Origin of the sequence: Lutimaribacter marinistellae (assembly GCF_042648365.1) — a bacterium.
Lineage (GTDB): Bacteria > Pseudomonadota > Alphaproteobacteria > Rhodobacterales > Rhodobacteraceae > Lutimaribacter_A > Lutimaribacter_A marinistellae.
The window spans coordinates 250,459-268,159 of sequence record NZ_JBHRXI010000001.1 but is presented as its reverse complement, the minus strand read 5'-3'; the positions used below and the strand labels follow the sequence as shown (position 1 = coordinate 268,159).

The following is a 17,701-nucleotide window of genomic DNA, read 5'->3' as shown; positions in this document are numbered from 1 at the left end:
CGATCATGGCACTTGATAGTTCACAGGACCACTCGATGTCGCGGAAGGCCATGAAGGCCGAGTTGCTGGATGCCGAGACGGAATTGCGATTGGCCTACGCTTGGCGGGACGAGAGGGACGAACAGGCCCTTCATCGCTTGATTACAGCGTACATGCGATTGGCGATTTCCATGGCGGCCAAGTTCAAACGATACGGCGCCCCCATGAACGATCTGATTCAGGAGGCAGGGCTTGGCCTTATGAAGGCGGCCGACAAGTTCGACCCGGATCGTGGCGTACGGTTTTCAACCTATGCAGTATGGTGGATCAAGGCATCGATCCAGGATTACGTCATGCGGAACTGGTCGATGGTGCGCACGGGGTCGACATCGTCACAGAAATCCCTGTTCTTCAACATGCGGCGGGTGCAGGCACGGCTGGAGCGCGAGGCGGCAGCCGACGGTATGGAGCTTGATCGCCACCAGCTCCACCAGCTTATCGCGACCGAGATCGGCGTTCCTCTGCGGGATGTCGAGATGATGGAAGGGCGTCTGTCCGGTTCCGACTTCTCCCTCAACGCAATGCAGGCTTCGGATGAGGATGGCCGCGAATGGATCGACGTGCTGGAGGACGACAGCGTTCAGGCCGCCGAAGTTGTCGAGAATAGGCACGACAATGCCCAGCTGCGCGAATGGCTTGTCGCCGCGATGCACAGCCTGAATGATCGCGAGCGTTTCATCGTTCGCGAACGCAAGCTTCGCGAAGAAGCGCGCACTCTGGAGAGCCTCGGGCAGGAACTGGGCTTGTCGAAAGAGCGCGTGCGGCAGCTCGAGGCCGCGGCCTTCGTCAAGATGCGAAAGAGTCTTGAAGCACAATCCCGCGAAGTGCAAAACTTCCTCGCATGAAACGCATCACATACTTGTTCAGTGCAGTTGCACTCTATCAGGCCGTCCTTTTCGGGGCGGCCTTTGCATCAGAGCCTATCTCGGCCGACGTAATCGAAGCCATGCAAGCAGCCGATGTCGTGATCCTTGGCGAGGTTCATGACAACCCTGCCCATCACCGGATCCAGGCCGAGGCGGTTTCCGCAATCGACGCGCGCGCTGTCGTTTGGGAAATGCTTACGGAAGAGGGCGCGGCGCGGGTCAACGCGCGCGTCGTATCGGACCCCGAGAAGCTTCGTGAAGAGATCCGCTGGGCCGAACTGGGCTGGCCGCCTCTTTCGATGTACTTGCCGATTTTTGGCGCTGCGCCCGATGCATTGGTGTTCGGCGCGCTGGTGCCACGTCCTGCCGCGCGGGCGGCAATGGAAACAGGCCCCGCGGTCGCCTTTGGTGCGGACGCGGCGCGTTACGGTCTGACGATCCCGCTGCCGGGAGATGAGCAGGCCGAGCGCGAGGCCGACCAGATGCGCGCGCATTGCGACGCTCTGCCAGTCGAGATCCTGCCCCAGATGGTAGCTATTCAACGCTTGCGCGACGCGGTCCTTACCCGCGCGATCCTCAATGCCCTGGAAGAGACCGGTGGCCCCGTGGCGGTCATCACCGGAAACGGACATGCGCGAAAGGATCGTGGCGTGCCGACCTTCCTTGCGCGGATGCGTCCGGGGGTGCGGGTGTTCGTGCTAGGGCAGTCCGAGGATGGGCTGATCGAAGGCGAGTACGACGTCGTTCTCGACAGTCCCGCCGCCGAGCGTGAAGACCCTTGCGCCGCTTTCGCACCGTCGAACTAGGATCCCGTCGAAACCGCTGGCAGAGCGTGCCGCGCTTGCCTATTGTCGCAGCCGACCGCAACCGCGAGGGGCGCCCATGCTGACATCGAAACGCATTCTGTTGATCATCGGGGGCGGCATCGCAGCCTACAAATCCCTGGACCTGATACGGCGCTTGCGCGAGCGCGGCGTGGCGGTCAGCCCCGTTCTGACTCGCGCGGCCGAGGAATTCGTCACACCGCTTTCTGTGTCCGCGCTGTCGGGCGAGATGGTGCATCGCGACCTGTTCGACCTGACGGCCGAGGCCGAGATGGGCCATATCCAGCTCTCACGGTCGGCAGACCTGGTCGTCGTTGCCCCTGCCACCGCCGATCTGATGGGCAAGATGGCCGCCGGATTAGCCAATGACCTGGCGTCCACCCTTTTGATGGCGACCGATACGCCCGTTCTCATCGCCCCGGCCATGAATGTGCGGATGTGGGAGCATCCGTCGACACAGCGCAACATGGCGACCCTCGCAGGTGACGGCATCCGCTTTGTCGGGCCGAACTCGGGTGACATGGCCTGCGGTGAGTATGGGCCGGGACGCATGTCAGAACCGTTGGAGATCGTTGCCGCGATCGACGCCGCACTCGGCGGCGGCCCGCTTGCCGGCAAACGCGTTCTCGTGACCTCCGGACCAACGCATGAGCCGATCGATCCGGTCCGCTACATCGCCAACCGCTCGTCCGGCGCGCAAGGTGCGGCCGTGGCGCGCGCGCTCGCCGCCCTGGGCGCTCATGTTGTCTTTGTCACCGGACCAGCCAGCGTTCCGCCACCCCAAGGGGTCGAGGTGGTTCGCGTCGAAAATGCGAGAGAGATGGACGAGGCCGTCAGCGCCGCACTGCCCGTCGATGCGGGCATCTTCGCCGCTGCTGTCGCCGATTGGCGTGTTGCAACTGCGTCCGACCGAAAGCTCAAGAAAACCCGCGACGGGTTGCCGACGCTCGAATTTGCCGAGAATCCGGACATCTTGAAACGTATCTCGCAGATGGCCGAGGGGCGCCCCTCGCTTGTCGTCGGGTTCGCCGCCGAGACGGATAACGTCCTTGAGCATGCGACCGCCAAGCGGGCGCGGAAAGGGTGCGACTGGATCGTGGCCAATGACGTAAGTCCGGCTACGGGGATCATGGGTGGGGCCGAGAACGCGGTCACGCTTATCACCGCAGACGGGGCCGAGGCATGGCCGCGCATGGGCAAGGATGCCGTTGCCACACAACTCGCCGGGCGGGTTGCTGCAGCCCTTGCTGAACGTGGCTGAGCGAAAGGTGGCGGACATGGTATCGATCCGGATCACGCGCGATGCAGACGCGGACCCAGATGTCCCGCTGCCAAGCTATGAAACGCCGGGCGCGGCGGGGGCCGACCTGCGGGCCAACCTGCCGGATCGCGGTTCTCTGCGACTTGAGCCAGGGGCGCGGGCACTAATTCCCACCGGTCTGCGCATCGAGATCCCCGATGGTTTCGAGATCCAGTTGCGCCCCCGGTCAGGGCTTGCGCTGAAACACGGGGTCACGTTGCCCAACTCTCCCGGAACGATCGACAGCGATTATCGCGGCCCGCTTGGCGTGATCCTTCTGAACGCGGGGCACGATACAGTCGAAGTCATGCATGGGGACAGGATCGCCCAGATCGTGGTCGCGCCCGTCGTACAGGCACGGTTCGATCTGGTGGACCAGCTGGGCGAGACGCAACGCGGAACCGGCGGTTTCGGCTCAACAGGGCGCGGCTGATGCTCTTGGTTTTCATCATTGCTGCTGCGCTTTGGGGGGCAGGATGGGCGTTCGGCACCTCGCGACGCGCACGCCTCAATACGCTCGGTGTGCTGTTCGGCGTCGTTCTGATGATCCAGCTTGTCCTGCCCGACGGCCATCCGCTACGCGAAGCGACCGGTCAATCCCCTGCTTTGTGGCTTATCCTTGCCGGGTTCGCGGGACTGATCATCCTGTACCGGCAGGGCCTTGCCGTCTTGCGGTCGCGCGCAGCGGCCAACGAAATACCCGCCGGGAACGCGGGGCTCTCCAGGCCGGGTGCATTCTCCGAGGCCGAACTGGACCGCTACGCACGCCACATCGTGTTGCGCGAAATCGGTGGCCCCGGCCAAAAGTCCCTGAAGACTGCGCGCGTCTTGGTGATCGGTGCAGGTGGTCTAGGTGCGCCCGCGCTGCAATACCTCGCCGCGGCAGGCGTCGGTACCATCGGTGTGATCGACCATGACACGGTCGAAAACGCCAACCTGCAAAGGCAGGTGATCCACCGCGACGCAGATATCGGCGTGCCAAAGGTCTTTTCCGCCAAGGCGGCGATGGAGGCGCAGAACCCGAGCGTTATCGTCCGGCCCTATAATCGCCGCCTCACCGAAGAGATCGCCAGCGATCTTTTTGACGACTACGATCTGATACTCGACGGAACTGACAATTTCGAAACGCGCTACCTCGCCAATCGCGTTGCCGTGGCGCAGGGCAAACCCCTGATCTCGGGCGCGCTGGCACAGTGGGAGGGGCAATTGAGCGTGTTTGACCCGGCCCATGGTGGACCCTGTTACCAGTGCATTTTTCCCGAGGCGCCAGCCGAAGGGCTTGCACCGTCCTGTGCCGAGGCGGGCGTTGTGGGGCCGCTTCCGGGGGTTGTGGGCTCGATGATGGCGGTGGAGGCGATCAAGCTGCTGACAGGGGCAGGCACGGTGCTGCGCGGCGAAATGCTGATCTATGACGCGCTTTACGGCGAAAGCCGAAAGATCACGCTCAAGCAGCGCGCCGATTGCCCGATCTGCGGCGCAAGCAGGGCGGAGCGACACGCCTCCTGACCTCTGCCATATCGCGAACTGGCAACAAGGCGACACGTGGCTGTCTCGGCGAACGGTTCAGGTCATACCCGCCCAGTCTTCCAGCGCCGCTACGACCCTCTTGCCGACGGACCGTGGCGCGGACCGCGACAGCGGGCAGGGCCGGGCAAGACGAGCCTGCATGTCGCTTTGGCCGAATCCTTTGGCGCGGCACAGGTCCGAAAGTTCATCCCACTCCATCGGAACCGCAACCGGCGCACCGGCGCGCGCCCGCAGTGAATAGGGCGCGATGGCCGTCGCGCCACGTTCGTTCCTGAGCCAATCGAAAAAACCCACCCTCTTGCGTTTTGTCTATGACATGGTCGCCGTGTAGCGGTCGGGATACCGGTTCGCGAGGATATGTGCAAAAGTCTGCGCAAAGCCACTGACCGTGTCCCAACACGCGGATCGCCGCAGGGGTACGATCACGTGGACGCCTTCCCGCCGGTAACCATTGCCGCGGATTGCAGGCCGATCCCTTCCAACGCATCCCGGATCTCGAACGCGGCCTTCTTGACCTGGTCGAAGCCCAGCCCCTCGTCGGCATCGAACCCTGTTCCAACGCGACCACGATAGTGCCGCGCAGCGGGTCTTTTCGGGTTACGAGTGAGGACATTGGTGGAATGCTCTTTTTTCGCCATGGATCGGTGGTTAACACCGGATCCCGCCCATCGGTTTCCTGCGCGGAACGGAACCCAAATCGGCGCACAGCCGTTTGTCCCGCGACACATCGGCCGAGGGGAACTCCATGACCAGTTACCAGACCGACGTTGCCGTGATCGGCGCCGGGACCGCCGGGCTTGCCGCGGAACGCCATGCACGTCAGGCCGGGGCAAGCACCTTGCTGATCGACCCGGCGTTTGCGGGCACGACATGCGCAAGTGTTGGCTGCATGCCATCCAAGCTACTGATCGCGGCCGCAGACGCGGCGCAGACCATCCGAGAGGGCGCGCAATTCGGTTTAGGGGCAAAGCCAGACGTCGATGGAGCAGCCGTTATGCAACGGGTCCGCAGGCTGCGGGATGATTTCGTGGCGGGCGTCCGCTCCTCGATCGCCAAGCTACCCGACGGTGTCGCGGTGACGGCGCGCGCTCGGTTTGATGGGCCCGGGCGGCTTTTGCTGGAGACGGGTGACACGGTCGAGGCGCGGGCGATTGTCATTGCGACCGGTTCCTCTTCGCTGGTGCCGGAGGCTTTTTCTGCCGTGTCCGATCTTGTTCTGACCAACGAGTCGCTGTTCGAGCTGGAAGACCTCCCCCATTCGATTGGCGTCATTGGCGGCGGGCCGGTTGGCCTGGAACTGGCGCAGGCGCTGTCCCGGCTCGGTGTCGATGTCACGCTGTTCGAAGGGTCCGACCGCATCGGGGGTCTGCCCAAGGCGCAAAGCGACAGCCTTTACGGCGCTCTGACCCGAGAGTTTCCCATTCACCTGAACACCGAAGCCGAAGCCGCGCCCGACCCGGATGGGGTCCGTCTGACTTGGCCCGGCAACTCTGCCGTGTTCGAGAGGCTCCTGCTTGCGGCCGGGCGGCCGCCGAACTTTCAGGGGCTGGACCTTGACCGTGCCGGCATCGAACTGGATGAAAACGGCGCACCTGTCTTCGATCGCGAGACGATGCAATGCTCTGATTCTGCTGTATTTATCGCAGGCGATGCCAACGCGGATCGTCCTGTTCTGCACGAGGCATCCGACGAAGGGACCATCGCCGGGAGGAATGCGGCGGCGTGGCCTGACGTGTCGCGCGCCGTTCGCAAGGTGCCGTTGACGGTGACATTCACCCGACCCGAGGCTGCCGTCATCGGGACTTTGCCGGAGAACCCTGATGACTGCCACACTGGGGTCGTCGATTTCGGGGATCAGGGCCGCGCGCGGGCGATGGGGCAGGCGCATGGCCTGTGCCATGTCCATGCGACGGGGTCGGATGGCAAGCTGTCCGGGGCCGCGCTGTGCGCGCCGGGGGCAGAGCATCTGGCGCATCTGCTGGCCTGGGCGATGCAATGTGGATTGACCGCGACGGAGGTTCTGGACCTGCCGTTCTACCATCCCACTCTGGCCGAGGGGTTGCAGACGGCGCTGCGGGATATCTGTTCGCAGACCGGGCAGGCCGGTCCGTGGCAGCGTGACGACGATCCACTGCCCGGAGACCTGCGCGGCGCGTCCTGGGCCGGATGTACCGCGTTTTGACCGTTTTGTACGCCCGTTCGGAGCGGTATTGACCGTTTTGTACAGGTTGGTACCCCCCAGCCCGGTCAGTTTCCATAAAGCTTGAAGCGCAGCGTGCGGTTCATCGTCGAGAGAGAGCTTGCCGGCATTTCGTGCCAGGACATGAACCGGACTGCCGAGATATCTGCGCGCGTGACGGTGCGGCCCAGCCAGTCGCCTGACAGGATGCGATTGGCGAACAGGGCGGACTCGTCCCAGTAGCGGGCGTCGGCCTGGTTCTGTTGCGCGATGCAGTCGGCAGGCATTTTCGCCCCGTTTGCGTTTTCGTAAGGAAGATAGGGAAGGCTGCCGCCCGAGATGCGCCAGTTCTCGGACCAGACGCAGCGCACGGTGCCGCCATATGCGCGGTACCGGTCATCCGTCTCGGACGGGGTCAGGCGGTAATGCGTGTTGGTGAAATAGGCCAGTCGAGGCCGCGTGCGTGGCAGCGCGCGCAGACCGGCAAGCAGCCCTTCGGACTTCGCGATGAAGGCCGCGGTGTCGTCGCGCGCCAGCGGGTAGGGGTAGTCGATGACAGCGCCGTCGAGCGCCAGCGGTCGATCGGTATCGGCGCGCATCGCCGCCCCGAAGGCGGGCAGGATCTCGGCCACGAGGTCGCCGGTTTCGGCCCCCGAGGCGAGCGGCGGATAGCGGCCGACGCGCCAGTTGGGCAGGTTTATCAGAAGCGTCATGCCGACATTGACACCGGCGGCGCGGTTCGTGGCATGGGCATCGGTGAGGTCGCGAAGATGCTTCATGTAACTCAGCACGATCTCGGCCGATTGGGTCGTATCAAAGGCGGGGCTGTCGGATGTCAGGGCGCAGCTGAACCCCTTGCGCGCGCCGTCGATCACCCGCAGGAACGGGCCGTCGATATCGATGGTGCGCACCGGCAGGCCGGCGTCGAGAAGGCGCGAGACAATCCGGGTGAATTCCCATTCGGCGGCGGCAATGCCGATTTCGGCCGGGGTGGCCCGCATCCGGCAGACATCGGGCGCAAGGCCGTAGCCGCCGACATAGGTGACGTGGAAATCGTCATCCGGCGCGGCCCCGCGGTTGAGCGTGGCGCGCAGGTCGGCCAGTTCGCGATCCGCGATATAGGTGCCTGCGGGCCGTTTGGAGCGGTCGGGCGCGAAGGGCGAGACCAGCCCCTGCGACAGGACGATGTGCCGGATCCCGGCATCGTGGAACGCGTCCCACATCTGTGCGCGGGCGGGAACGGAGGTGTCGAACACCTCGGCGAAATCCAGCGACCGCAGGCCGGGTCCGAATTCGACCTCTTGCGCCGGGGCGGGGCTGGCGGCGATCAGGGCGATTGCGGCAAGTGCGCGGATCGCGTTGGGTAAGGCGTTGGGGATCATCCTGACCTCGCTCGATGCGGGAAGCTGCGCACAGGGTATGGCGGTGCCCGAGGTGGTGGCAATCGCCGTATGGCCGATGCGCGGCCTGTTTCACGATATCGTGGGTGCGCTTCGATCAGGCGGGCGAAGAGACTAGGTTAGGTGCAAGTTCCAATCTTTTGCCCAGAATCTTTTGCCCAGCAGGAGAGGCGACATGCATCTGACCAATTTCACCCGCCGGACCCTTATCGCCACCGCGGCCTCGATCGTGGCGACGGGGGCATCCAGCCTTCTTGTTCCCGCGCGCGCGCAGGGCGTCGCGCCAACCCCGTCGATGCGGGGAGGATCGAACAATTATCGACCCGGCGCGCCGATCGTCGACCGCATCGGCGGCGGCGGGTTCTGGATGACCGGCACTGTCAGCCGCGCGGGCGACGGGGCGCCGCTGCCCGGCCAGCGCATCCAGATCTGGGCGCATACGACCGAGGGGCATGAGCGCGACTGGCACAGCCACGGCGCAACGCTGACCGATGAACAGGGCGCGTTCCGTCTTGAGATGCCGCAGATCGTGCCGGCCTTTGGCCAGCCGCACGGGCATCTGGCCTATGACAGCGACGCGTTCCAGACGGTGTTCCTGCGTCCGGTGATGGACAGCGCGAGCGACAATACGTTGAGCGCGCATTTCGTGTTGCAGCCAGCCTGACCTTGATGCCACGCCCGAGGGCTGTCCTGATCTGGTCGGCGCTGGCCGCCGCCGTGGCGGTTCCGTTGGTCGTCGCGGGGATGAGCCCGCTGTTGCAGTGGCGCCAGCCCGTCTACATCGCCGCAGGGTTCGCGGGCATCGTCGCGCTGGCGCTGTTGCTGGTGCAGACGCTGTTGGCCGGGGGATACCTGCCCGGCCTGCCGGTGCGTCCGGGGCGGTTGGTGCATCGGGGCGTGGGCGTGGCCCTGCTGCTGGCGGTGGTGCTGCATGTGGGCGGTCTGTGGCTGACCAGCCCGCCGGATGTTGTCGATGCGTTGACCTTCACCTCTCCGACGCCGTTTTCGGCCTGGGGCGTGATCGCCATGTGGGGTGTGTTCGCCGCCGCCGCGCTGGCGCTGATGCGCGGCAGGATGCGGGTGCGGACCTGGCGGCTGGGCCATAGCGCGGTGGTGGCGGTTGTCGTGGTGACGAGCGTGATCCACGCCGTGCTGATCGAGGGTACGATGGGCACGGTGTCCAAGCTGGTGCTGTGCGGGCTGGCGCTGGCCGCGCTGGTGCGGGTGCTGATCGACCTGAGGGTGTGGCGCTTGCTGGTGCGGCGGCGGGCCTGAGCCTATTCGGCAGGTGCGAGGTGGATGCGGACGGTCATGCCGTTTTCGTTTTCAACCGTCAGCGTGCCGTCATGCTGGAACACAAGCGTCCGGATCAGGCGCCAGCCGAGCGAGTTCGACCTCTCGGGCCGTTCGGCATCCGCGGCGAGTCCGACGCCGTCATCGGCCACGGTAAGATAGAGCCCGCCGTCGTCCGGTTCGCTCAGCGTGACGGTGATGTCACCGTTGGAGCGGCCCTTGAAGGCGTGTTTGTAGGCGTTGGTGATCAGTTCGCCGACGATCAGCCCGATATCGACCGCGACGCGGCCGTCGAGTTCCAGCGGGGGGCAGTTCACCGTGATCCTGACCTGCCGGCCCGAGGTGTTGAAGGCGCGTTCGGTGTTCTGGGCCACGTCCTCGAGCAGTTTTCCGGCGGGTACGGTGCCTTCCTTGGCGGCCTGCTGCATCAGCTCATGCGCCTTGGCCAGCGATGAGACGCGGGTTTCCAGCTCTGTCAGGGCCTGCTTGGTCTCGGCGCTGTCGGACTGGCTGGCGGTCATGCGGATCAGCGCGCCGATCAGGGTGAGGTTGTTGCCGACGCGGTGGTGCAGTTCCTGCATCAGCAGGTCGCGTTCGGCCAGTGCCTCGAGCAGTTCGCGGTTCTGTTCGGTGAGTGCGGCGGTGGGGTCGGCATCGTCGAGGGTCGAGATCACCTCGGTCACTTCGGAGACCAGCGAGTCGGTCAGCGGCAACATCGAGGAGGGGCGGAAGACCGCCTCGATCCGGGTGCCTTCGCTGCCGCTTTCGATGTCGAAGGAGTAGGAGATCCGCTCGGCCCCGCGCAGGCCGAGGCCGAGGCCCTGGCCCGTGCCGCGCTTGCGTTCGAGCACGTCCTCGGGGATGCCGCGGCCCTGGTCGAGCACGGTGAACTGCACGGCGGTGCGGCCCTGGACCTCGGCCAGAGTAAAGGTGGCGCGGCCGCGCTGACCATGTTCGATGGCGTTGCGCCCCATCTCGATCATCGCGGTCACGGTGCGGGTACGTTCGAAGGTGGCAAAGCCCAGCTTTGTCGCGATGGCCATTCCGACCTCGCGCAGGCGCATGATGTCGGCGCTTTTCTCAAGCCGCAGCGTGGTCAGGCGAACCGGTTTCATGCCGCGACCCCGCCCAGCCAGCGCGCGACGAGGATGCCGGCATCGTCGCGCCCGCGAAAGGCGCGGTCCAGCAGGTGGCCGCAGATCAGCATCGGGCTGCGGGCGAGAAGCGCGGGGGGTAGGTCCTTGTCCCCGAGGGTCTTGAGCCCGTCGGTATGCATGACCACCAGATCGCCGGGTTTGAGCATCACCTGTTCATCGAAGCCCTGCGTCGGCGCACCGCCGATCCGGCCGTCGCGCACGGCGAGGCGTTTGCGCGTTTCGCTGCCAAGGCAGAAGGTGGTGATGTTGCCGAGGCCCGAATGGTCGAGCTGCCCGGTGGCGTGGTCGATCCGCGCCATGGCCGCCACCGCGCCGCGATGGCCGACCATCTCGCGGCTGAGATGGGCGATGCTCTCGGACGGCGGCAGGTGCAGGCGGCGCGCGGTTTCCACGATCTCGGCCGACGCCTCGGCCGCGCGCTGGCCGTGCCCCAGGCCATCGCAGAGCATCAGGTCGGTATGGCCGGGACCGGGGCGCACCATGAGGTCGTCGCCGCAATGGTTCGAGGCAGGGTGACAGACGCGCAGCCCGTCGATCGCCAGTGACCCGGCATAGGGTGGCGTGTCCTGTACCGCGAAGGTACATGTGATTGTCGTGCCCTCGCCGGGGACGGAATAGATGTCGAAGGAATCCGACAGGCGCCGGATCGAGCCGAGGCCGAGACCCGAGGAGGCGACCGAGCTGTTCCCGTCCTGCATCATCCGGTCCATGTCCGAGATGCCGGGGCCGTGATCGGCAAAGACCAGCGCGATCTTGCGCACGCCTGCGCCCTCGATCACTTCGATCAGGGCGCGGCCGCGTTCGGCGTAGCGCAGGATGTTGGTGGTCGCCTCGGTCACGACGATGCCGAGCGCGTCGAGCCGCGTTTCGGTCAGTCCCATCCCGGACGCGTAGCGCCGTGCCAGCCGCCGGATCGCGGCGATGGCGCTGCGGTCGTTGATCTCGATCCACTTTTTCATAGTCTCGCGCCCAGCCTCACGCATGTTCCGTTGCCGGTTTCAGTCTCGATCTCGAAACGGTCGGCAAGCCGTTTGGCCCCGCCCAGGCCGCGCCCCATGCTGCCGGCCGTGCTGAAGCCGTCGGTCAGGGCGCGGTCGATATCGTCGATACCCGCGCCCGTGTCGCGGCATTCGACAACCAGATAGCCCGAAGCCCGGTCGAGAAAAACCGCAAATGACCCGCCGCCGCCATGCACGATGGTATTGCGTGCGATTTCGCTGACGGCGGTGGCGAAACGGGTGACGCGGACCGCCGAGAGACCGCGCGCCTTGAGCTCTTTGGCGACGGCCTGCCGTGCGGCCACGACGTCGCGATTGGTCTTGAGCGGCAGGCGAAGCAGATCCCGGCTGTGCTCAGCCACGCTTGAGCTGGGCGAGCGCGTGGGTGAGGCTGAGCGCGGTCCGGGATTCGGGCAGGTACATTCCGAGCTCGACCAGTGTCACGGCGACCGCCGGGCGCATGCCCACGACATAGGTCTGCGCGTCGAGCAGCCGCGCGATGCCCGCAAGCTGGGCAATGACGCGGCCGACGAAGGTATCCACGATTTCGAGCGCCGAGATGTCGAGCACAACGCCGCGGACGCCCTCTTCGCACGCGATGCGCTGCGAGAGGGTATCCTGAAGCTCGATGATGTCGGTATCGGTGACGTCGTCCTGGATCGAGACCAGCAATGCGTTCCCGACCAGGGTGATGGAGGCAACGCCGGCCATGTCAGCTGTCCTGAACGCGGTGGATCTTGTACCCGACCTTGTTCAGCGCGTCGGCCAGCGCGGCGCGGATGTTCTGGCGGGTGGTGACGGTGCCCACGTCGATGCCGAGCTGAACCATGGTCTGCGCGATCGTCGGGCTGATGCCCGAGATGATGCATTCGGCGCCCATCAGGCGGACGGCGGCGGCGGCGCGCAGCAGGTGCTGGGCGACCTGGGTATCGACGGTGCCGACGCCGGTGATATCGACGATGACGACCTCGGCCTGGCGCTGGAGGATGGTTTCCAGCAGGTTCTCCATCACTTCCTGCGCGCGGGCGCTGTCGAGCGTTCCGATCAGCGGCAGCGTCAGGACGCGGTCCCACAGTTCGACCACGGGCGTCGACAGCTCCATCATCTCTTCGCGCTGGCGTTCAATGATCTGTTCGCGTTCGGCGATGAACACCTCGTTGGTGAAGATGGCGAAGGCGTCGACCAGCTTGGTGACCAGCATGATCTGCGCCAGCAGTTCGTCGGGTTCGGCGCCGAGGGTATCCTGCAGGCGGCCGAAGAGCGGGCCCTTGAGCGCCATCATGAAGGTGGCCATCTCGGTCGGGGTAACGCCGCGGTTGACCCGTTCGCGGGTGATGTCGGCCAGCACGGCGCGCAGGTCGTCCCAGGCATCGGCGTGGAAGTTGAAATCGTCGCTGTTTTCGTTGATGCGCATGCCCTTGGCGAGCGCCTTGAGAAGCTCGGTGCTTTGCGCACGGCTTTCGGCATCCGAGAACAGGTCGGAGCGCTTGACGCCCTCTTCGATCTGGGCGCCGACCCATTCGTCGACGATACCGGAGAAATCCGATTCCAGCAGGGTCAGGATGTGGGTGGTTCCGGTATGCGGCATGGTGAAATGTTCCTTGGACATGTGGCCGCGATTAACCCGGTGGGAGGGGGGAATGTCAATGAAACACCTCCGTGAGGGAGGGTTCGGGGGCCGGAACGTGGGGGAAAGGGCGGCTTGCCGCCGGCGACAGGGCGGTTCCGCCGTGCGCCGCAGGCGCGCGGCCCGGCCCAACCCCGAGGAGGGCGCGCGTCAGCGCGGCGCCGCAGGGGGCGGGAGCGCCCCCTCCAGATGGAGCGTCAGCCCAGGACGCGGGCGAGATCGGTGATCAGGTCTTCGGCGTCCTCCAGCCCGACCGACAGGCGAAAGATCCCGTCGCCGGCCCAGTCGCGATAGGCCTGCGCCTGTGCCCCCTCGAGGCGGAAGGAGCTGTCGAGCAGGCCTTGCGTCTCCATCCAGAAGATCAGGCTGCGGTGATGGCCGAGCGAAACGGCGTAGTGGATGGTCTCGAGCTTCTCGATCATCGTCTCGGCCAGCCGCCGGCCCGTCGCGGCATCGCCCACCTGGAAGGACAGCATGCCCGAGAAATTGCGCATCTGCCGCGCGGCAAGCTCTGCCTGCGGATGAGAGGCGAGGCCCGGCCAGACGACGCGGGTGACGGCGGGGTGGCCCTCCAACCACTCTGCGACGCTGCGGGCGCCGGTCTCATGCGCGCGCATCCGCATCGGCAGCGTCGCCGCGCCGCGCGCGACCAGCCAGGCGTTGAAGGGCGAGAGAACGCCGCCGTGATGGATCGCGGCCTCGATCCGCATCTGCCGGATCAGCTCGGCGCGGCCTGCCACGGCCCCCGCGACCGCGTCGCCATGGCCGCAGATATACTTGGTGGCCGAGTGCATCACCAGGTCGACGCCCAGCCCGATCGCATCCATCCCGACCGGCGAGGCGAAGGTGGCGTCGCAGCTGAGCAGCGCGCCGGACTGGTGTGCCAGCTCCGCGACGGCGGCAAGATCGGTCAGCCGTCCGATCGGGTTGACCGGCGTTTCGCTGTGGATCAGCCGGGTTTCGGGCCGGATCGCGGCGGCCACCGCGTCGAGATCGCTGAGATCGACGATCGAGACCGCGATACCCATGCGCGGCAGCGTATCGCGCGCCAGTTCGGCAACCCCGGCATAGGAGATATCCGAGACGATGCAATGATCGCCCGCCGACAGGAAGGTGAAGAAGATCGCGCTGGCCGCGGCCATGCCCGAGGCGGTGCACAGGCAGGCCTCGGCCCCTTGCAGCGCGGCGATCTTGTCTTCCAGCATGGCGACGGTCGGGTTGCCCCAGCGGGTGTAGCAATAGGGGCTGTCAGGCGTCATGTCATGGGCCGAGAAGCCCGCGACCTCTTCGCTGATGAAGGATGAGCTCATGTGGATCGGCGGCGAGGAGGCGAGCGTGGCCGGGTCCGGCGTTTCGCCCGCGTGGATGGCGGTGGTCATCTGGCCCTGCGGGCGGTTCGGTCGGGTCATGGCGGGCCTCCTGTCGCATGTCGCGTGCAGGGTGGCCGGGTCGCGGTCGCGGCGCAAGGGCTCTGGACCCTGCGGCGTGCCGACCCTAGCTTGACGGTCAAAGGAGATCCCGCATGACCAACCCCATCCTTGCGCCATGGCGCACCGCGTTCGAGCTGCCACCTTTCGACATGATCCGCGACGACCAGTTCGCGCCTGCGCTGGAGCGCGCGCTCGAGGCGCATGCCGCCGAGATCGAGGCCATCGCGCAGGAGGCCGCGCCGCCGAGCTTTGCCAACGTGGTCGAGGCTCTGGAAGCGGCGGGCGAGGGGCTGGACAAGGTGCTGGGCGTGTTCTTCACCGTTGCGGGCGCTGACAGCAACGACACGCGCGAGGCGCTGCAGCGGGAGTTCTCGCCCAGGCTGGCCGCGCATTTCGCGGCGATCTCGTCGAACAAGGCGCTGTATGCCCGCGTGCGCGCGCTGTGGGAGCAACGCGACACGCTCGACCTGACGGATGAGCAGGCGCGGGTGCTGATGCTGACGCATCGCGGCTTCGTCCGGTCGGGCGCGGCGCTGGAAGGCGCGCAAGAGGCGCGGATGACCGAGATCAAGTCGCGGCTGGCCAGCCTTGGCACGCAGTTCACGCAGAACCTGCTGGCGGATGAGCGCGGCTGGTTCATGGAACTGTCAGAGGCCGACCTTGAAGGTTTGCCGGGTTTCGTCGTGGATGCCGCCCGCGCGGCCGGGCAGGAAAAGGGCGTGGATGGCCCGGTGGTGACGCTGTCGCGTTCGCTGATCGTGCCGTTCCTGCAATTCTCGCCGCGCCGCGACCTGCGCGAGAAAGCCTATGCCGCGTGGGCGGCACGGGGCGCCAATGGCGGCGAGACGGACAACCGCGCCATCGCGGCCGAGATCCTGGCGCTGCGCGAGGAGCGGGCAAAGCTGTTGGGCTATGAGAGTTTCGCCGATTACAAGCTGGAGACCGAGATGGCGCGCAGCCCCGGGCGGGTGCGCGAGCTGCTGATGGCAGTGTGGGAGCCCGCCCGCGATCAGGCGGCGCGCGAAGAGGCGGCGCTGACCGAACTGATGCAGGCTGACGGCGTGAACGGGCCGCTGGAGCCGTGGGACTGGCGCTACTACGAAGAGAAGCATCGCGCTGCACTGCATGACCTCGAAGAGGCCGAGTTGAAGCCGTATCTGCAGCTCGAGCGGATGATCGAGGCGGCCTTTGCCTGTGCCAACAGGCTGTTCGGGCTGGAATTCGCGCCGCTGGACGTGCCGCTGTATCACCCGGATGCGCGGGCATGGGACGTCACGCGGGACGGCAAGCATCTGGCGGTGTTCATCGGCGATTATTTCGCGCGCGGCTCGAAACGGTCGGGCGCGTGGTGCACGGCGATAAGGGGGCAGGCCAAGTTCCCCGAGACGCAGGCACCGATCGTGATCAATGTGTGCAACTTCGCCAAGGGCGATCCGGCGCTGTTGTCCTGGGACGATGCGCGCACTCTGTTCCACGAGTTCGGGCATGCGTTGCACCAGATGCTGTCGGACGTGACCTATGAGAGCATCTCGGGCACGTCGGTGGCGCGCGATTTCGTGGAATTGCCCAGCCAGCTCTACGAGCATTGGCTGGAGGTGCCCGAGGTCTTGGCCGAGTTCGCCACCCATGCCGAAACGGGCGAGCCGATGCCCGAGGCGTTGCTGACCAAGCTTCTGGCGGCGGCCAAGCACGGGACCGGGTTCCAGACGGTGGAATACGTGGCCTCGGCGCTGGTCGATCTGGCCTTTCACGAAGGGTCCGCGCCAGCCGATCCGATGGCGAAACAGGCCGAGGTGCTGGCCGGGATCGGCATGCCGCACGCCATCGGGATGCGGCACGCTACGCCCCATTTCGCCCATGTCTTTGCCGGGGACGGCTATAGCGCGGGCTATTATTCCTACATGTGGTCGGAAGTCATGGATGCCGACGCGTTCGAAGCCTTCGAGGAGGCGGGCGGCCCGTTCGATGCCGAACGCGCCAAGGCGCTTGAGGCGCATATCCTGTCGACCGGCGGTTCGGCCGAGGCGGAGGATCTGTATACCGCATTCCGCGGGCGTTTGCCGGGCGTCGATGCCCTGTTGCGGGGGCGGGGGCTGGTGGCGGCCTGAGGGCCGCCGCTAGTAGCCGAGGTCGCGGTTGACGAGGTGGAGGAAAGGTTCCCCCGCCTCGCCCCGGCGGACGTTTTCAGCGATGACCTGCGAGGCGGTCTCGGGACGTGTTTCCGACGCGATATGCGGCGTCACGGTGACGTTCGGATGTGCCCAGTAGGGGTGATCCGCAGGCAGCGGTTCGGTGCGGAACACGTCGAGCGTGGCGTGACCGACCTGGCCCGCGTCAAGCGCGGCGAGCAGCGCGTCGTCGTCGATCAGCGGGCCGCGACCGGGATTGATGATGCAGGCCCCGCGCGGCAGTTGCGCCAGGGTGCGGGCGTTCAGCGTGTTCTCGGTCGCGGGGGTGTCGGGCAGCAGCAGCACGAGAATTTCGGCGCGGGCCATCGCGTCGGCGAGCGCGCTGTCGCCATGCAGGCAGCGGATGCCGGGGATGTCCTTGGGCGAACGGGCCCATCCGGTGACGTCAAAGCCCAGCGAGGCCAGCGTTTCGGCGCAGGCGCGGCCAAGCTCGCCAAGGCCCAGCACGGTCACGCCGCGCTCGCTTGCCAGTGGCGGGATATGCTTGCGCCATGTGCCGTCCTGGCCGAGGATGTCGGCATCCATCCCGAGATGGTGGCGTAGCGCGTGGCCTGTGACCCATTCGACCATGCCCTGCGTCAGACCGTGATCCACCATGCGCGCGAGCGGGACGGTCAGGGTCTGGTTGCCGGTGATGTTCTCGACCCCCGCCCAGAGGTTCAGCACCGCCTTGAGCCGGGTGTAGGGCGTGAAATCCTGCACGTCGCTGTTGGGCGCGTAGACGATGTAATCCACCTCCTCGGGCGCGAAACCGGTACGCAGGTCATAGGTCACGCCAGCAGCGTCGAGCGCACGGCGCAGCGGTGCCTCGTAGATGGTCCAGCGGTCGGGTTTCGCGGCGAAGAGGATGTTGGCGGTCATGCGGTCTTTCT

18 protein-coding genes and 1 pseudogene are annotated in these 17,701 nt (G+C 66.1%); 9 read left to right on the top strand and 10 right to left on the bottom strand.

The genetic code is table 11. The annotated features are described in order from the left end of the window. The first annotated feature begins 5 nt into the window (after nt 1-5). The 5 genes from ACFORG_RS01290 (at nt 6) to ACFORG_RS01270 (ending at nt 4,535) form a co-directional block, all read left to right on the top strand. Entirely contained in the window at nt 6-884 is an 879-nt protein-coding gene (locus ACFORG_RS01290; RefSeq protein WP_386733564.1) for an RNA polymerase factor sigma-32, read from the top strand. After that, nucleotides 881-1,711 (top strand): ChaN family lipoprotein, encoded by an 831-nt coding sequence (locus tag ACFORG_RS01285; protein ID WP_386733563.1) that lies wholly within the window; start codon nt 881-883, stop codon nt 1,709-1,711. The genes ACFORG_RS01290 and ACFORG_RS01285 overlap by 4 nt, the downstream gene beginning before the upstream one ends. 76 nt (nt 1,712-1,787) lie before the next feature. Then, on the top strand, nt 1,788-2,990 hold the full coding sequence (gene coaBC, locus ACFORG_RS01280; RefSeq protein WP_386733562.1) for a bifunctional phosphopantothenoylcysteine decarboxylase/phosphopantothenate--cysteine ligase CoaBC: 1,203 nt from the start codon (nt 1,788-1,790) through the stop codon (nt 2,988-2,990). A gap of 16 nt (nt 2,991-3,006) precedes the next feature. Then, nucleotides 3,007-3,462 carry a dUTP diphosphatase gene (gene dut / locus ACFORG_RS01275; RefSeq protein ID WP_386733561.1) on the top strand — a complete coding sequence of 152 codons (456 nt, stop codon included), beginning with the start codon at nt 3,007-3,009 and terminating at the stop codon, nt 3,460-3,462. Next, nucleotides 3,462-4,535 (top strand): HesA/MoeB/ThiF family protein, encoded by a 1,074-nt coding sequence (locus ACFORG_RS01270; RefSeq protein ID WP_386733560.1) that lies wholly within the window; start codon nt 3,462-3,464, stop codon nt 4,533-4,535. Before dut ends, ACFORG_RS01270 begins: the two co-directional genes overlap by 1 nt. Before the next feature lie 57 nt (nt 4,536-4,592). Here the strand turns inward: ACFORG_RS01270 and ligD are convergent. Both ligD and ACFORG_RS01260 read right to left on the bottom strand, forming a co-directional pair. Further along, nucleotides 4,593-4,982 (bottom strand): annotated as a pseudogene (ligD, locus tag ACFORG_RS01265) (non-homologous end-joining DNA ligase LigD). Then, complete coding sequence (locus ACFORG_RS01260) at nt 4,979-5,194, bottom strand: hypothetical protein (RefSeq protein ID WP_386733559.1); 216 nt, start codon at nt 5,192-5,194, stop codon at nt 4,979-4,981. Before ACFORG_RS01260 ends, ligD begins: the two are co-directional and overlap by 4 nt. A 107-nt stretch (nt 5,195-5,301) precedes the next feature. On the opposite strand from ACFORG_RS01260, the gene ACFORG_RS01255 reads away from it, so the two are divergent. Further along, nucleotides 5,302-6,738: a dihydrolipoyl dehydrogenase gene (locus tag ACFORG_RS01255; protein ID WP_386733558.1), complete on the top strand. Its 1,437-nt coding sequence runs from the start codon at nt 5,302-5,304 to the stop codon at nt 6,736-6,738. 65 nt (nt 6,739-6,803) lie between these two features. Here ACFORG_RS01255 and ACFORG_RS01250 read toward each other — a convergent pair whose 3' ends face one another. After that, on the bottom strand, nt 6,804-8,117 hold the full coding sequence (locus ACFORG_RS01250; RefSeq protein ID WP_386733557.1) for a hypothetical protein: 1,314 nt from the start codon (nt 8,115-8,117) through the stop codon (nt 6,804-6,806). A 193-nt stretch (nt 8,118-8,310) separates the two neighbouring features. On the opposite strand from ACFORG_RS01250, the gene ACFORG_RS01245 reads away from it, so the two are divergent. Together ACFORG_RS01245 and ACFORG_RS01240 are read left to right on the top strand one after the other, a co-directional pair. Next, nucleotides 8,311-8,799: a twin-arginine translocation pathway signal gene (locus ACFORG_RS01245; RefSeq protein WP_386733556.1), complete on the top strand. Its 489-nt coding sequence runs from the start codon at nt 8,311-8,313 to the stop codon at nt 8,797-8,799. A gap of 5 nt (nt 8,800-8,804) precedes the next feature. Beyond that, nucleotides 8,805-9,410 carry a ferric reductase gene (locus ACFORG_RS01240; RefSeq protein WP_386733555.1) on the top strand — a complete coding sequence of 202 codons (606 nt, stop codon included), beginning with the start codon at nt 8,805-8,807 and terminating at the stop codon, nt 9,408-9,410. A 2-nt stretch (nt 9,411-9,412) separates the two neighbouring features. Here ACFORG_RS01240 and ACFORG_RS01235 read toward each other — a convergent pair whose 3' ends face one another. The 6 genes from ACFORG_RS01235 to ACFORG_RS01210 all read right to left on the bottom strand — a co-directional run bounded on the left by ACFORG_RS01235 (nt 9,413) and on the right by ACFORG_RS01210 (nt 14,619). Beyond that, complete coding sequence (locus ACFORG_RS01235) at nt 9,413-10,543, bottom strand: sensor histidine kinase (RefSeq protein WP_386733554.1); 1,131 nt, start codon at nt 10,541-10,543, stop codon at nt 9,413-9,415. Beyond that, nucleotides 10,540-11,544, bottom strand: coding sequence for an ATP-binding protein (locus tag ACFORG_RS01230; protein WP_386733553.1), 1,005 nt, complete (start codon nt 11,542-11,544; stop codon nt 10,540-10,542). The genes ACFORG_RS01235 and ACFORG_RS01230 overlap by 4 nt, the downstream gene beginning before the upstream one ends. Then, entirely contained in the window at nt 11,541-11,945 is a 405-nt protein-coding gene (locus ACFORG_RS01225) for an ATP-binding protein (protein WP_386733552.1), read from the bottom strand. Before ACFORG_RS01225 ends, ACFORG_RS01230 begins: the two co-directional genes overlap by 4 nt. Further along, entirely contained in the window at nt 11,938-12,294 is a 357-nt protein-coding gene (locus ACFORG_RS01220) for an STAS domain-containing protein (RefSeq protein ID WP_386733551.1), read from the bottom strand. Before ACFORG_RS01220 ends, ACFORG_RS01225 begins: the two co-directional genes overlap by 8 nt. A 1-nt stretch (nt 12,295) precedes the next feature. Beyond that, nucleotides 12,296-13,171 (bottom strand): STAS domain-containing protein, encoded by an 876-nt coding sequence (locus ACFORG_RS01215; RefSeq protein ID WP_386733550.1) that lies wholly within the window; start codon nt 13,169-13,171, stop codon nt 12,296-12,298. A 236-nt stretch (nt 13,172-13,407) separates the two neighbouring features. Next, the gene (locus ACFORG_RS01210; RefSeq protein ID WP_386733549.1) at nt 13,408-14,619 is read right to left on the bottom strand and encodes a trans-sulfuration enzyme family protein; all 1,212 of its coding nucleotides are present in this window, start codon (nt 14,617-14,619) and stop codon (nt 13,408-13,410) included. Between the two features lie 113 nt (nt 14,620-14,732). Between ACFORG_RS01210 and ACFORG_RS01205 the strand changes: the two genes are divergently transcribed. Next, the gene (locus ACFORG_RS01205) at nt 14,733-16,748 is read left to right on the top strand and encodes a M3 family metallopeptidase (RefSeq protein WP_386733548.1); all 2,016 of its coding nucleotides are present in this window, start codon (nt 14,733-14,735) and stop codon (nt 16,746-16,748) included. Nucleotides 16,749-16,757: 9 nt separating this feature from the next. On the opposite strand, the gene ACFORG_RS01200 is transcribed toward ACFORG_RS01205, so the two are convergent. Further along, a complete protein-coding gene (locus ACFORG_RS01200; protein ID WP_386733547.1) occupies nt 16,758-17,690 on the bottom strand; it encodes a 2-hydroxyacid dehydrogenase in 933 nt (310 codons plus the stop codon). Nucleotides 17,691-17,701: the final 11 nt, after the last annotated feature.

Bases quoted from the DNA above. Each gene is read 5' to 3' on its own strand.
- ACFORG_RS01290 (WP_386733564.1), top strand. From the start codon at position 6: ATGGCACTTGATAGTTCACAGGACCACTCGATGTCGCGGAAGGCCATG.
- ACFORG_RS01285 (WP_386733563.1), top strand. From the start codon at position 881: ATGAAACGCATCACATACTTGTTCAGTGCAGTTGCACTCTATCAGGCC.
- coaBC (WP_386733562.1), top strand. From the start codon at position 1,788: ATGCTGACATCGAAACGCATTCTGTTGATCATCGGGGGCGGCATCGCA.
- dut (WP_386733561.1), top strand. From the start codon at position 3,007: ATGGTATCGATCCGGATCACGCGCGATGCAGACGCGGACCCAGATGTC.
- ACFORG_RS01270 (WP_386733560.1), top strand. From the start codon at position 3,462: ATGCTCTTGGTTTTCATCATTGCTGCTGCGCTTTGGGGGGCAGGATGG.
- ACFORG_RS01260 (WP_386733559.1), bottom strand. From the start codon at position 5,194: ATGGCGAAAAAAGAGCATTCCACCAATGTCCTCACTCGTAACCCGAAA.
- ACFORG_RS01255 (WP_386733558.1), top strand. From the start codon at position 5,302: ATGACCAGTTACCAGACCGACGTTGCCGTGATCGGCGCCGGGACCGCC.
- ACFORG_RS01250 (WP_386733557.1), bottom strand. From the start codon at position 8,117: ATGATCCCCAACGCCTTACCCAACGCGATCCGCGCACTTGCCGCAATC.
- ACFORG_RS01245 (WP_386733556.1), top strand. From the start codon at position 8,311: ATGCATCTGACCAATTTCACCCGCCGGACCCTTATCGCCACCGCGGCC.
- ACFORG_RS01240 (WP_386733555.1), top strand. From the start codon at position 8,805: ATGCCACGCCCGAGGGCTGTCCTGATCTGGTCGGCGCTGGCCGCCGCC.
- ACFORG_RS01235 (WP_386733554.1), bottom strand. From the start codon at position 10,543: ATGAAACCGGTTCGCCTGACCACGCTGCGGCTTGAGAAAAGCGCCGAC.
- ACFORG_RS01230 (WP_386733553.1), bottom strand. From the start codon at position 11,544: ATGAAAAAGTGGATCGAGATCAACGACCGCAGCGCCATCGCCGCGATC.
- ACFORG_RS01220 (WP_386733551.1), bottom strand. From the start codon at position 12,294: ATGGCCGGCGTTGCCTCCATCACCCTGGTCGGGAACGCATTGCTGGTC.
- ACFORG_RS01215 (WP_386733550.1), bottom strand. From the start codon at position 13,171: ATGCCGCATACCGGAACCACCCACATCCTGACCCTGCTGGAATCGGAT.
- ACFORG_RS01210 (WP_386733549.1), bottom strand. From the start codon at position 14,619: ATGACCCGACCGAACCGCCCGCAGGGCCAGATGACCACCGCCATCCAC.
- ACFORG_RS01205 (WP_386733548.1), top strand. From the start codon at position 14,733: ATGACCAACCCCATCCTTGCGCCATGGCGCACCGCGTTCGAGCTGCCA.
- ACFORG_RS01200 (WP_386733547.1), bottom strand. From the start codon at position 17,690: ATGACCGCCAACATCCTCTTCGCCGCGAAACCCGACCGCTGGACCATC.